The sequence below is a fragment of the Pseudomonas sp. NPDC090233 genome, from assembly GCF_044772285.1.
GTDB lineage: Bacteria > Pseudomonadota > Gammaproteobacteria > Pseudomonadales > Pseudomonadaceae > Aquipseudomonas.
In genome coordinates this window covers 15,405-27,848 of record NZ_JBIVYQ010000011.1, presented here as the reverse complement: position 1 = coordinate 27,848, position 12,444 = coordinate 15,405, and the positions used below count along the sequence as shown (strand labels likewise).

The window sequence follows — 12,444 nt, the reverse complement described above, 5'->3', positions numbered from 1 at the left end:
TACGAAGGGGCGCTATGCGCCCCTTTTCGTCAATGAAGGATCACATCGAGGCATTGATGAATGCCTCGTCAAGCGAAGCCGCACGGTGACGTGCCATGAACTCCTCTCCATTGTTGAATGCTTCCAAACGACATTTGGCAAGCATGTAAAAACGGTCACAGTTGTTGGTGATTTCCTCGGTGTAATGTGAGGAAATCAACACGCTCGCGCCTTCTTTACACGCGTTTTTGATGCCGAGCCATATGTAATGACGGAATTCTGGGTCCACACCCGCTGTGGGTTCGTCCAGAATAATCAAGTCACTATTCAAAAGTAGTAGTGTGAGTGTGAAAAAACTGCGGATTTCTCCATAACTGCAGGTGGAGGATTTTTTTTGGGATATAGCCTCGTATCGATTAGCTAAGGACGGCGACCATTGGATTAACTTCGAGAGTCGTGTAGTGTGACAGGGAGTGTTATTCGCATTGAGGCTGCTGATTAGATTACCTACCTCCTTCATTCGTAATAAAGGTGGGGGAGTAATGATCTGAGTCAGATAAGTCGGCCGCTTTGCGACGTTTGTAATTTTACCATGCGAGGATGTTTTTATGCCGCATATCAGGTCGAAGAGGGTTGTTTTGCCAGCGCCATTGCAACCCAGTAGACCTATCATTTCACCTTGGTTTGCGTGGAGCGTTATGTGGTCGATTATATCTGTGTGGGGGTAGCTAAAGCTTAGGCCTTCTATGTTCAGTAAGCGCATCAGTATCGGCTCCAGATGGGTTGAATTCTGAAATAGCGCGCTGTGAGGTAAAGTGCGGCGAATGAAGTCGTCAATGCAACGATGAGGCTCTGGGTTGGAACAGACTTTTCAAGATAGAGCTGAGTGCTGAAGTGCAATGGGTTGTATTGCGCTAACGTATGCGAAACGTCTTGGCTTTGAAGAGTGCCTGCATATCCTGAAATCAGCATGAGGAATGACATGAGGGAAAACAGTGTGCTGGCAGTGGTGAATTTGATCGGCAGTGAAGCGATGCCAAGGCCGATGCATGTAAAGAGGAGGTAGCTGGTGTAGAAGCAGACTAGTAAGTGCAGCAGTTCTCCCAGTGAATAATTCCCAAAAAAGGGTTTTGTTGCCAGGTAAAATAATAAGGCATAAAGAAGGCTGATGGCTGAGTAGCTGAGGGTGTGCGCGACTAAGAAGCGTCTTATTGCTGTGCGTTCATAAATGAATGAGCGGATAAAGCCGCTTTCTCTTCTGCCTATCAAGTAAAAACTGAATCCAAAAAAGGCGATGCTCGCTGAGATGTATGAATAGAACCAGGCGGCCGAGTTGATATAGGGCTGAGGGGTGTGGCTCGACTGAGTGGTCATGAGGAATAGTATGCAGGGGGCAATGGCGGACCATAATAGCGCCGTGGGTTCTCTTGAGTGCTCCATTATCAATATTCGGGTGATGATAAGAGTTTTGCGGGCGTCGAGGGTAAGCGGTGTGAGAGCTGATTTCATGGGAAGGGAACCATATGGGATAATTGGCTTGCAATTATGTCGTGGAGAAAAGGTGCTGAGTAAGTGTTATCGATATTCAAATTGTTGGAATTGTTCATGTGAAGAAAAAGGTTGGGGGATATGTACTTGCATAGATAAAGGCGGGCGTGTCTGGGGTGCGCGGGTGCAAGGTAGAGATAACCATTGAGATCGAGGTCCCTGATGGCGTGCAGGAGATTTCGTAAAGTCAGGTGCGCTTCACTGTGCTTGGCTTGAATAGGTGGTGATGCCGTGCAGGATAGAATGCTCTGATAAGTTCGGTAATCATTGCAGGCCAAGAAATGGGTTAGATAAGGATCCTGGGAGTTGCGGCTCATATCTTTTGTTTGGTCAACTGCTTGCATGAAGCGAAACGTCTGCCATAACTCGATCAATGCCTTTTCCAAAGCTAAACGTCGCGTATCGGCATAGGCCATTCCAGCGCAGTATTTCACTTCCGCTTCGAGATTTTGATTTCCATAGCAAAGAAGTATGCAGCTGCCGGGAAAGCGATTATCAGTCAGGTCTAGTGCACATAGATCTCCGGCGTTCATGAGCTCTGTTAATAGTCTCAAACATGCGCTTCCGAGTAATAATGTGCATGCTTCAGGGTATCCAATTTTACCGGTGCAAGTTTTGGTAAGCCAGAATCGAAGAAGGAATTGTCTTTCCAGGTTTTCTTTCAGTGCGCCCTGTACTGCACGTTCAACACTGAAGTGCGCACTGCACCCGCAGGTGTCTCTCATTGGATAAAAACGATTATCGATTGGGTTTCTGCATTCCGCAATAGAAATACAAGCGGTCGGTATATTGCATCGTGTGAAGTCGGTGACTCTATAAGCACTTGTGCGGTCAAAGGAATGCAAGTGTAAGGGGATGCCAATATCTGTTGCGGAGGTCTGCGAGAACGCTTTTGCAAATTCCTCGTATTCTTTAAGCGTTAAACCATTGCCAAGTTTGTTGTTGTCATGCACAGGAACGTCAAGGTAAAAATGTTTTCGTTCAAAATGCTCCCCTAATGCAGGTTGCATTACATCTGCGGACCAGCCACTGCTTGAGCCGTAGGTGCGCCAGCGGCTACCGCACTCCACGCTGTGGGGCATATGATTGACTGCGTGAGGTCGGAGCAATAGAAAATCGGCAGCGCTCATCTGATGTATTTCATTATAATGGTTCATTGTTCTACCCGATCAATTGAATGCACGCGGGAAGGAAAAGTGTTGGATTGAGATTGAGGTGTTTGGTTATCTGGTGGTCGGTGAATCCAGACCAGGGTCTACTATCAAGGTTAAGCTCTTTGCATCGAAGGTCTATAAGCATGTACATTGAGCCTGCCTCCATTAAGCTGAGTCGGTAACCTCTGTGTCGGTACTTAAAAAGTGCCTTGGGTAGATAGATGCAGAAAATTAATGCTAGGGAGGGTGAGCCAATACAATCGTTTAGCGGGGTGATGGTTTGAGATAGAAGTTGATGGTTGATGTCAGGGCTGTGACATTCGAAGGTTTTGGACGATGCCAGTAAATGTAAAACGTTGCTATTGGTTGGCCATCCTTCAATTTTATTGCTCAGGTTTATACAGAAGACTTCAATCGGATAGAGTGCGCCGCCGCTCGGATAGCCTCGCTTATACGTCGATCCTGTTTTGACCAGTAGCGGAGCGAGAAGCGACTGAACAGTATTGAAATGCAAAGGGCGCTCGGTAAACCGCTCGCAAGAATTATTTCTGTTCAGGAAGTGGTCTGGCGCAAGGGGGGCGAGTTTGAGTAGTGAGTGACAATTTTTGTTGAGAAGCGTGTTGAGTTGAAGTTCTTTTCCGGCCAGTGCGTTGAGTTCATTCGATGGTATTTGGTGCAAAGCGCTCACGTGCTGCGTAGCTTTGTGGATGATGTAGTTGCCCTTGGCATGAAATGCCAAGGTTTCATCGATGACGTCGGTAGCGCTGAATTTTAAATACTGGTCGTGACTTGTAATCATGGCTTGGGTCCTCGGCATTGGCAAAGGGGCCAGTGGACGCTGATGTCTTCAGAAATATATCCTGTGTCGAGGTTTATTGTTTTTGATAGCAATACCTGGTCTTGTGTGAGTTTGCGGGTCGGTGCTTGGGTAAGTTTTTTTGAGAATGATATGATTAGGCCGAGTATTAGGCTTTTTTGCAGTTCATCGATTTGTGCGCAGGGGAGATCCAAATGGTTTTTGCGGCAAAAGGTCCAAATTTTACTCCAGTGATGCTGGCTGGTCCTCAAGGTTTCGTAGTGTGCTATGCGATCAAGTGTGCAGAAAGCGCATGGATTTCCAATCGATGGTAAGTAAGCTTCCGTCAAGTGAAAATAATTATTGCTGACGTGTCCAATGCTAATCGCGCCTTCGGGGTTAACGTTTGCCAAGTCGAAATACATCGATCTGAGCGCTGCTGGGCGAAGTTTGGTGAAGGCCAGTATGAACAGGGTTGGAGTGATGGCTTGCTGTGCTACGTACGCTGTAATTTTTTGGAGCTCTATACTTCCATTGGTTTTTGCATTAATATATTTTTCTAGCTCTTTGGAGATGTCAAAGTCATGGTAAATGATCGTATGTTCAAGATAGGGTGGTGCTGCTTCTTCTCCGATTATTGATAGGGCTTGTAGAAATTCGATAGAACGTTCTGGTTGAAGGTTTTCTTCAGTCAAGATGGTGTCCAATGCATCATGGGTAATATACTTCGAGCGCGTTTTCTCAATACGCTTAAGGGCCCTGGTTAGTTTGGGTTCGGTAATTTTTGTAAAACCACTTGCTGAAAATATTATGGGCTCATCTTCAAAATTTAGTATTTCGTAGTTGTAGATTCTCAGTGTTTTCATAGTGCACCCGCCACAAAGCTGCGGGCGCGAACGATAAGATCGCCTGCCGCGCCCGCGCGTTCTAGTTAGAGGATTTTTTTGTCGTGAGTGTCGATAGCATTTCCACCGCTTCCGCCAGAGCCACCGCTGCCGCCACTACAGCCACCGCCGCCTCCACAACCGCCACTCCCGCCACAGCCACCTGCGCCACCGGAGCCTCCAAAGAACTCAGCCTCCATTTCGCAATTGTGGTCGGATGTTAGTTTCATAAGGTTGGTGCCAAATTGCGTTTCCATAATGTCTCCTTATTTTTGTTTTTGCCCGAAGGGGTGCGGGCATGTAGAGGTGTAGAAGTGCGGAGGACTTATGTCAATGATTCGATGTGTTGAGCAAGTGATTGCTGTGCTTTGGATTGTTTGTAATGAGGGGTAAATGTGAGAATGCTCTTAAGTTTTTTTCCTACATGGGACTGATTTTTTCGCTCTTTGCTTTTTTGTTTCTTGAGTTGTTGTAGGGGGATTCTGAGTGGCGCGTGCGATAAGTTATTTTTCTGCAGTTGATGTTTGGCCTGGGTCAAGTGTTGCTAATTGTGTCGCGCAGTTATGCTCGCGCGTTCGACTGCGCTTGAATGTCGATTCGTAACTTTTACCGGATTGAATTTGGCAGGAGCAGATGCGCTACGTTGCAGGCCACGCAGGTTGCCTCGAGGGTGCAGAGGCAGTTGCAGCTCAACGTGCCGCTGCGGGCGATGTTCGAGTGCAGTACGGTCGAGGAGTTGGCTGAGTATGTGCGCGGGTTGCAGGACAGTGCGCTGGATGAGGGCAAGGTGGATCGGTTGAGTGATCTGATGGCGGAGTTGGAGGGGCTTTAATGCGGATGGGGGCGCTTTGCGCCCCTTTTCGCATGTCGATGTTGTTGCAGAGCCTGTGAGATCGAGCGCCGCCCGCGCGGCGCATCGCGGATGAATCCGCTCCTACATTTGTTTCCGGCCAGTAACGTCAGTGGCAGGCGCGCGACTACCTTGTTTGCTCGGCTCAATATCGTGCCATGCACCAGAGCGGTCGCGCGCCCCGGTCACAGGCATAACTGGCCCGAAACAAATGTAGGAGCGGATTCATCCGCGATGCGCCGCGCGGGCGGCGCTCGATCTCACAGGCGCTAAAGAAACCAAGGCATGCACCTTAACGCTTACCGAGAATCTTCCCCAGCATCTCCGGCCGCGGAGCCCCTTGCTGGCTCTGCAGATTCCCCTGCTCATCCTGATAGAAAATCGCCGGGGTAGCCTGTAACCCCATTTCTTCCATCAACGCCAGGTTCTCGTCCAGCTTCTGCTGCACCGCCTCGGGCACCTTGTCCAACGCCTTCAAGCTGCTCGCCTTGCCGGCCTTCTCATGCTGCTCCAGCGCCTTGGCAGGATCCTTGGCCGCCAGCAGCGCTGCCGACTTACCCGGGCTGTCCTCGCGGATGATGCCGACCATGATATGCCGCAACTGCACCTTGCCCGACTCCACCCAAGGCCTCGCCTGTTGCCAGAACATGTTGCAGTACGGGCAATTCGGGTCGCTGAACAGGTAGACCTTGCGCGGGGCATCGGCCTTGCCGTCGGCGATCCAGCTGGTCTTTTCCAGCTTGGCCCAGATGGCCTTGGACATCGGGCCGTACACCAGCTTTTCCAGTGGCTCGGCGCTCAGGTCCTTGCCTTGCTCATCGAACAGGCTGCCGACCAGCACGTGCTTGCCGTCGGGCGTGAGGTAAAAGGCGATGCCGTTGTTCTGGTACTCGGCGGCATAGCCGCGCAGGCCGTTGGGCGCATCGAAACTGCCCTTGATCACGGCGCCCTTGGCTTGCAGTTGCTGGATCGCCTTGGGCAGTTCTTCGGCCTGCACCAGTGGGGCGGCCAGCAGGGCCAGGGACAGGGGGAGCAGGGCAGTCAGTCGCATGTCAGTTTCCTTGTGCGGCAGGGGCGGGCGCGGTGGCCCGGTCGAAAGGTTCCAGGGCGTGGCGCAGGCTGGCCCGGGACAGCTCGCCCAGGTGGCTGCCAACCAGTCGCCCGCTGGCGTCGTAGAACAGGGTGGTGGGCAGGGCCATCGAGCCGACCCGCTGGGCCAGCAGGCCCGTGCCGTCGAACAGCACGTGGGTCAGGCTCAGGCCGGTGGTGGCGAGGAAGGTGCTGACATTTTCCGGGGTCTCGCCCTGATTGACGAACAGGAAGGTCACGTGGGGGTATTCGCCCTGGGCCTGTTGCAGCACTGGCATTTCCCGTCGGCACGGCGGGCACCAGGTGGCCCAGATGTTGATCACCAGCGGCTTGCCACGATAACTGTGCAGCGGGATCGATTGCCCGCCGGCATTGCGCAGGCTCAGTTCGGGCAACTCGGTGCCTTTGCTGTACAGGTGGCTACCCAGGCTAGCCAAGCTCCAGAACAGCGCGCCGCTGAACAAGGCCCAGCCCAATGGGCGGCGCAGCCCGGGGTGGCGCCAGCCCTGCCAGAGGGTGGCAAGGACGATGCCGATCAGCCCCGACCAGAGCAGGAAGCCGCCATCGCGGATGTCGATGACCTGCAGCAGGTCGTCGCGATACATCGGCCAATAGACCAGCACGAAACCCACGCGGGCACAGAGCAGGCCGATCAGGAACAGGTTGAACAGCGCCGATTCCGGGCTCTCGCCGCCACGCCTGGCGACCCACCAGCCGACCAGCGTGGCGATGCCCAGGGCAGCCAGCATCAGCAAATGGTTGAGGGCCATGGTCAGCGGCCCCAGGGTTACCGTCAGCATCAACCTTGGCTCCTGGTCTGCGTCCAGTGTTGCAGGAATGCGGCCGCATCCACCTCGCCGGTGATGCGCCGCGCGCGGCGTTCCTCGCCTTCCGGGCCGAGCCAGAGGATGCTCGGCGGGCCGGGGACTTGATAGCGCTGCAACAGGGCGTGGCTGGCCGGTGTATCGGCGGTCACGTCCAGGCGCAACAGGTGCACGCCGGCCAGGCTGGCTTGCACGTCAGGGCGGGCGAAGACCTGCTTTTCCATGACTTTGCACGACACGCACCAGTCCGCGTAGTAGTCGACCATCACCCACTGCCCGCGCGCCTTGGCGGCATCCAGTTCACGTTGCAGGTCCTGCTGGTTGCTGACGGTTACGAAGGCATCTTCTGCGTGCTGCGTGGCTGCCGGTGCGTTGCCGCCGGCGAACGGTCGCAGCGGTTGCCACAGGTCATCGCCCCCGGCAGCAGCACCGACCAGCAGCAGGCCACCCCACAGCGCACCGAGCAGCGGCACGGCGCGCAATGCCGGCAAACGCTGCAGGGCCGGCCACATGGCCCAGCCCAGGGCAACCAGCCAGGCGCCGCTCAAGGCCAGCAGCAATGGTGCGGGCAGCAGGCTGCGCACGGTGTACAGGGCCATGGCCAGGAATACGAAGCCGAACACGCCTTTGACCCGATTCATCCAGGCGCCGGGGCGTGGCAGGTAACGGTTGCCCAATGTCACCAGCAACAGCAGTGGTACACCCATACCCAGGCCCAGACTGAACAGCACCAGTGCCCCTTGCAGCACATCGCCGCTCTGCGCGATGAACAGCAAGGCGCCGGCCAGCGGCGCGGTCATGCACGGGCCAAGCAGAAGGCCGGACAGTGCGCCCAGCAAAGCCGCCCCATAGAGATTGCCGCCGCGAGTGCCTTGCCCGGCGCGGTCCAGGCGATCACGCAGGGCTGCCGGCAGTTGCAGTTCGAAGGCACCGAACATGGGCAACGCCAGCAGCACGAACAGCGCCGCCAAGCTACCCAGCAACCAGGGTTGTTGCAGCCAGGCCTGCAGGCTGGCGCCGAGCAGCGCGGCAACCACACCCAGCGCGGCGTACACCAGCGCCATGCTCAGCACGTAGACCCCGGCCAATAGCCAGCCACGTCGCGCACTGGCGCCATTGCCAAGCACCAGTCCGGCAAGGATCGGCAGCATCGGCAGCGAGCAGGGGGTGAAGGCCAGCAGCAAGCCAAGGCCGAAGAACGCCAGCAGGCTCCAACCCAGGCTGGCGCTTTGCAGGCCACTGGCCAGGGCCTGATCGCTGGCCTGGTCGGCAACCGGTGCGGCGCTGCCGCCCAGGTCGATCACGGTGGTTTGCGGCGGGTAGCACAGACCGGCATCGGCGCAGCCCTGCCAGCCCAGGCGCAACTGACCTTGGGCGTTGGCCGGCAGCAGCAGTTCAAGCTGGTCGCGATACACCGCACTGTCGCCGAAGAACTCGTCGTGGTGGTTCAGGGCAGGGGGCAGTTGCGGGTGCTGCTCGGCGGGCAGGCCGTCGAACTTAAGGCGCTTTTGATACAGGTAGTAGCCCTGCTTGATCTGGAAGAACAGGCGCATCTGCCCATCTGCCTGGCGGTCGTGGGTCAGGATGAACGCCTGGTTCACCGGCAGGAAATCGGGCTTGGCTTCGAACGGGTTGGCTTGCAAGGGGCCGGCCAGCAGGAATGTCAGGAAGAGCAGGAAAACGCGCATGTCTTCGCCTTGGCAGTACGAGAAGTGGGGCCATGCTGGCCTTTAACGATTAACCCAAGGTTAACCCGGATCGTTGCAAGCGTTTGCCTGGGGCAGGGGATGAAACACCGCGACATACTGTCAGCTTGACTTTGCGGACAGGTAAATTTTCCTGTATAAAACTGACTTTATGGTCAGCTTCATGCTGTTCCCCGCGGGCTGGCCCCTTCCGAGTACTCCGACACAAGAATCAAAAGATGGGCAGACACCGCTCTGCCCAGAGGATCAAGCATGTCCAACCGTGATATTTCCCGGCGCTCCTTCCTGCAAGGTGGCCTGATCGCCGGTGTCGGCGTGACGATGGCGCCGCTCGGCAGCCAGGCGTTCGCCGCGCTGATGGAGGACCGCGTCACCGCCTCGCCGCAGAAGTGGATGAACCACGACGGCAAGGCGCGTTTCCGTAACGATGCGCTGTCCAAGGTGTGCGGCAACAAAGTCTTCGCCCGCGACATCCGCGCCAAAGACATGCCCGGCTGGCCCACCCAGCAAGGCCACGCCATGCTGCTCAAGACCACCAAGGCCGACCGCATCTATGCGGGCTTCGACCTCGGCTTGCTCGGCGCCGAGCTGCAGCCGGACCGCATCGTCACCGCCGCCGACCTGGAAAAGGACGGCATCGCCTGGCCCGAGGCCCATTCGCCAGACCCGCTGCTGCCCCCTGGCAAGGTGCCGATGTTCATCGGCCACCCGGTGGCGATCCTGATCTGGAACGATTTCGAGCGTTTCCGCCAGGCCAAGCGCAAGCTGCAGTTCAACGACAAGGCGATCCGCTACGGCGCCCAGGCTCCGCTGTATCAGCGCGACCCGTACGGCAGCTTCCGTTTCGTGCGCGTGGGCGGTGCCACGCCGTTCGACGAGGATGAGTTCTCCAGCCTGAAGAACACCATGCTGTTCCCGACCATCCTCAACCGCAAACCGGTGTGGTCCAAGCAGCCGAACCAGCACGGCGACCTGACCGAGCAGGGCCTGTTCTACGCCAAGCGCATTGGCGAGCAACTGGACAACCCGCCCGAAGACTGGCTGGTGTTCGACGAACGCTACAAAACCCCGTCCATCGAGCCGGCCGCGCTGGAGCCGGACAACGGCAACGGCTGGTACGACGCCGCCACCGGCACGCTGCATTTCGTCGTGGCCACCCAGTGCCCGTTCGAAGTGGCGCAGGAATGCGTGCACATGATCAAGCCGTCGCGCTTCGCCCTGAAGAACCTCAACATGCACCCGGGCTACACCGTGGGCTATGGTTCCAAGGACAACAACATCTTCGTCTTCTACGCTGCGGTCGCTGCGTTGTATGGCGCCGGTGTGCCGATCCGCCTGGCCAACGACCGCTACGAGCAGTTCCAGAGCGGCATCAAGCGCCATGCCTTTGACATCCGCTACCAACTGGCCGTGGACAAGAAGGACAACAGCTTCAAGATCTTCCGCGCCGACATGAGCTGCGACGGCGGTGGCCGGATCAACTACAGCCCCTCCGTGGCTGCGGTTGGCGCCACGGCAGCGCAGTCGATCTACTACATGCCACAGAACGACCTGTCCGTTACTGCCTACCACTCGCGTGGCGTCGAGGCGGGCTCCATGCGTGGCTACGGCACCCTGCAGACCATGGCCGCCACCGAAATGATGGTCGACGAAGTGGCCGGGCGACTGGGCGTCGATGCCATCGACCTGCGCCGTGCCAACGCGCTCAAATCGGGCATGAAGAACACCCAGGGCGCGGTCCCGGCCGGTGCCCTGCGTTTGCACGAGATCCTCGACAAGGCCGCCGCCCACGACTGGTGGCGCAACCGTGACGCACGCAAGCGCGAGATGGACGCCAAGGACAAGGACCACTGGTACGGCGTCGGTTTCGCCATCTGCCAGAAGGACTTCGGCACCGGTTCCGAAGCGCCGATGGCCAGCATCGAGTTCACCGCCGATGGCCGTATCAGCTTGCGCCATATCGGCACCGAGCTGGGCACCGGCATGTCCACCTCCCAGGCCCTGGTGGTCAGCGACTTCCTCGGCCGCTCGGCCGATGAGGTGAAGACTGCCGCCACCGAATGGCCGGAGCTGCAACTGACCACCAGCGGCAACCCCTACCTGATCAGCCAGGCCGAGCAGGACGCCGCATTGCGCGACCCACGCTGGGTCGGCAAGCTGGCGTCGCCATCGTCGGCGACCAACTCGGCCTTCTATTTCAGCCATGCCACCCGCGAAGCGGCGCGCGTGCTGTTCAACCACGGCTTGTGGCCCGCCGCCCTGTCGCTGTGGCGCCAAGGTCCGTTCGGCGGCCAGGCCAACCCGCTGGTGGTGCGCCGCGAGAACGCGGTGTGGGTCAACGGTGAGCTGACCGGCAACGGCCTGGCGCCGATCCCGTTCGCCGAGCTTGCGAAAAAAGCCCATGAAATGGGCCTGGTCACCGGCGTCAGCGTGCACGGTTTCAACCGCTGGAGCTGGGCCGAGGCCGATTTCGTCATCGATGGCGTGCGCGAGCGCTTCCCGCTCGATGCTGTGGCCGTGAAATACGGCGACGGTGCGCCAAACGCCAAGAAAGCGCAGATGACCAGCAACGGCTTCCACCTGCTCGACCGGCAGAACGCGGCCTATCCGGCCACCCAGCTGAACAACGCAATGGTCACCTACTACAGCCCGGTGGCGACCATCGTCGAAGTGAAGGTCAACAAGGGCACCCGCGAAGTGCAGGTTCTCAACCACCACAGTTGGGTGGAATGCGGCCGCGTGCTGGTTCCGGAACTGGTCAAGGGCCAGCTCGAAGGCGGGATCGCCATGGGCATCGGCCATGCGCTGACCGAAGAGATGCCACTGCACGAAGGCGGCCCGGGGGAGGGCGACTGGAATTTCAACCGCTATCGCCTGCCGTACGCCAAGGACGTGGCGGTGTGGAAGCAGACTTCCGAGATCCTCCCGCCGCTGTCGCCGACCGACCCGTCCAAGGGCATCGCCGAGGTGGTGATGATCCCGGTGGTCGGTGCCATCGGCAACGCCGTGGCCCATGCCATCGGCAAGCGTGTGCGTGACCTTCCGATTACTCCAGCCCGCATCAAGGAGGCCCTCAATGGCTAACCGTCCGCTTCAACTGACCCTCAATGGTCAACCTGTCGGTCCGGTCGAGGTCCCCGATGACCTGGCGATGATCGACTACCTGCACGAACACCAGAACCTCACAGGCTCGCGCCTGGGCTGCGGCCAGGGCATCTGCCACGCCTGCGTGGTGATCGTCGACAACCCGGACGGCACCTGCGAGGAAGTGCGCACCTGCATCACCGGCGCCCATTACTTCGAAGGCAAGCAGGTTCGCACCGTCGAAAGCCATGCCAAGCAGGACGAGGCCGGCAACGTCACGCTGAACCCGATCCAGCAGAAGTTCGTCGACCTGTTCGCCTTCCAGTGCAGCTACTGCGCACCGGGCTTCGTCAACGCGGCGACCGTGCTGGTGGAAAACGCCCAGCGTCAGCCGGTGAAGAAAAGCGAACTGGAAGACCGTATCGAAGCGAGCCTGGGGCACCACATCTGCCGCTGCACCGGCTATGTGCGTTACTACGACGCCACCCGCACGGTCCTCAACGACCTCGGCCTGGTCAAGGAGGGTTGAG

10 protein-coding genes and 1 pseudogene are annotated in these 12,444 nt (G+C 57.5%); 3 read left to right on the top strand and 8 right to left on the bottom strand.

Annotated elements, in window-relative coordinates:
• Positions 1 to 40: 40 nt before the first annotated feature.
• The 5 genes from ACIQUF_RS24755 to ACIQUF_RS24735 are packed head-to-tail and all read right to left on the bottom strand — an operon-like array spanning position 41 to position 4,343.
• The gene (locus ACIQUF_RS24755; RefSeq protein WP_403136318.1) at positions 41 to 742 is read right to left on the bottom strand and encodes an ATP-binding cassette domain-containing protein; all 702 of its coding nucleotides are present in this window, start codon (positions 740 to 742) and stop codon (positions 41 to 43) included.
• Positions 742 to 1,488: a hypothetical protein gene (locus tag ACIQUF_RS24750; protein ID WP_403136316.1), complete on the bottom strand. Its 747-nt coding sequence runs from the start codon at positions 1,486 to 1,488 to the stop codon at positions 742 to 744. Before ACIQUF_RS24750 ends, ACIQUF_RS24755 begins: the two co-directional genes overlap by 1 nt.
• Positions 1,485 to 2,657, bottom strand: coding sequence for a YcaO-like family protein (locus ACIQUF_RS24745; protein ID WP_403136314.1), 1,173 nt, complete (start codon positions 2,655 to 2,657; stop codon positions 1,485 to 1,487). The genes ACIQUF_RS24750 and ACIQUF_RS24745 overlap by 4 nt, the downstream gene beginning before the upstream one ends.
• A 31-nt stretch (positions 2,658 to 2,688) precedes the next feature.
• Positions 2,689 to 3,480 (bottom strand): SagB/ThcOx family dehydrogenase, encoded by a 792-nt coding sequence (locus ACIQUF_RS24740; RefSeq protein WP_403136313.1) that lies wholly within the window; start codon positions 3,478 to 3,480, stop codon positions 2,689 to 2,691.
• Positions 3,477 to 4,343, bottom strand: coding sequence for an McbB family protein (locus tag ACIQUF_RS24735; protein ID WP_403136312.1), 867 nt, complete (start codon positions 4,341 to 4,343; stop codon positions 3,477 to 3,479). Before ACIQUF_RS24735 ends, ACIQUF_RS24740 begins: the two co-directional genes overlap by 4 nt.
• Before the next feature lie 658 nt (positions 4,344 to 5,001).
• Here ACIQUF_RS24735 and ACIQUF_RS24730 point away from each other — a divergent pair.
• A pseudogene (locus ACIQUF_RS24730) lies at positions 5,002 to 5,193 on the top strand (phosphopantetheine-binding protein); the annotation flags it as partial.
• Positions 5,194 to 5,503: 310 nt separating this feature from the next.
• Here the strand turns inward: ACIQUF_RS24730 and dsbG are convergent.
• The 3 genes from dsbG to dsbD are packed head-to-tail and all read right to left on the bottom strand — an operon-like array spanning position 5,504 to position 8,812.
• Positions 5,504 to 6,262 (bottom strand): thiol:disulfide interchange protein DsbG, encoded by a 759-nt coding sequence (gene dsbG, locus ACIQUF_RS24725; RefSeq protein WP_403136310.1) that lies wholly within the window; start codon positions 6,260 to 6,262, stop codon positions 5,504 to 5,506.
• Between the two features lies 1 nt (position 6,263).
• Positions 6,264 to 7,100 (bottom strand): prolipoprotein diacylglyceryl transferase family protein, encoded by an 837-nt coding sequence (locus ACIQUF_RS24720; protein WP_403136309.1) that lies wholly within the window; start codon positions 7,098 to 7,100, stop codon positions 6,264 to 6,266.
• Positions 7,100 to 8,812 carry a protein-disulfide reductase DsbD gene (gene dsbD, locus ACIQUF_RS24715; protein ID WP_403136307.1) on the bottom strand — a complete coding sequence of 571 codons (1,713 nt, stop codon included), beginning with the start codon at positions 8,810 to 8,812 and terminating at the stop codon, positions 7,100 to 7,102. The genes ACIQUF_RS24720 and dsbD overlap by 1 nt, the downstream gene beginning before the upstream one ends.
• Before the next feature lie 270 nt (positions 8,813 to 9,082).
• Here dsbD and ACIQUF_RS24710 point away from each other — a divergent pair, with 270 nt between their 5' ends.
• The gene (locus ACIQUF_RS24710) at positions 9,083 to 11,914 is read left to right on the top strand and encodes a xanthine dehydrogenase family protein molybdopterin-binding subunit (RefSeq protein WP_403136305.1); all 2,832 of its coding nucleotides are present in this window, start codon (positions 9,083 to 9,085) and stop codon (positions 11,912 to 11,914) included.
• Entirely contained in the window at positions 11,907 to 12,443 is a 537-nt protein-coding gene (locus ACIQUF_RS24705; protein ID WP_403136303.1) for a (2Fe-2S)-binding protein, read from the top strand. Before ACIQUF_RS24710 ends, ACIQUF_RS24705 begins: the two co-directional genes overlap by 8 nt.
• The last annotated feature ends 1 nt before the right edge of the window (position 12,444 follow it).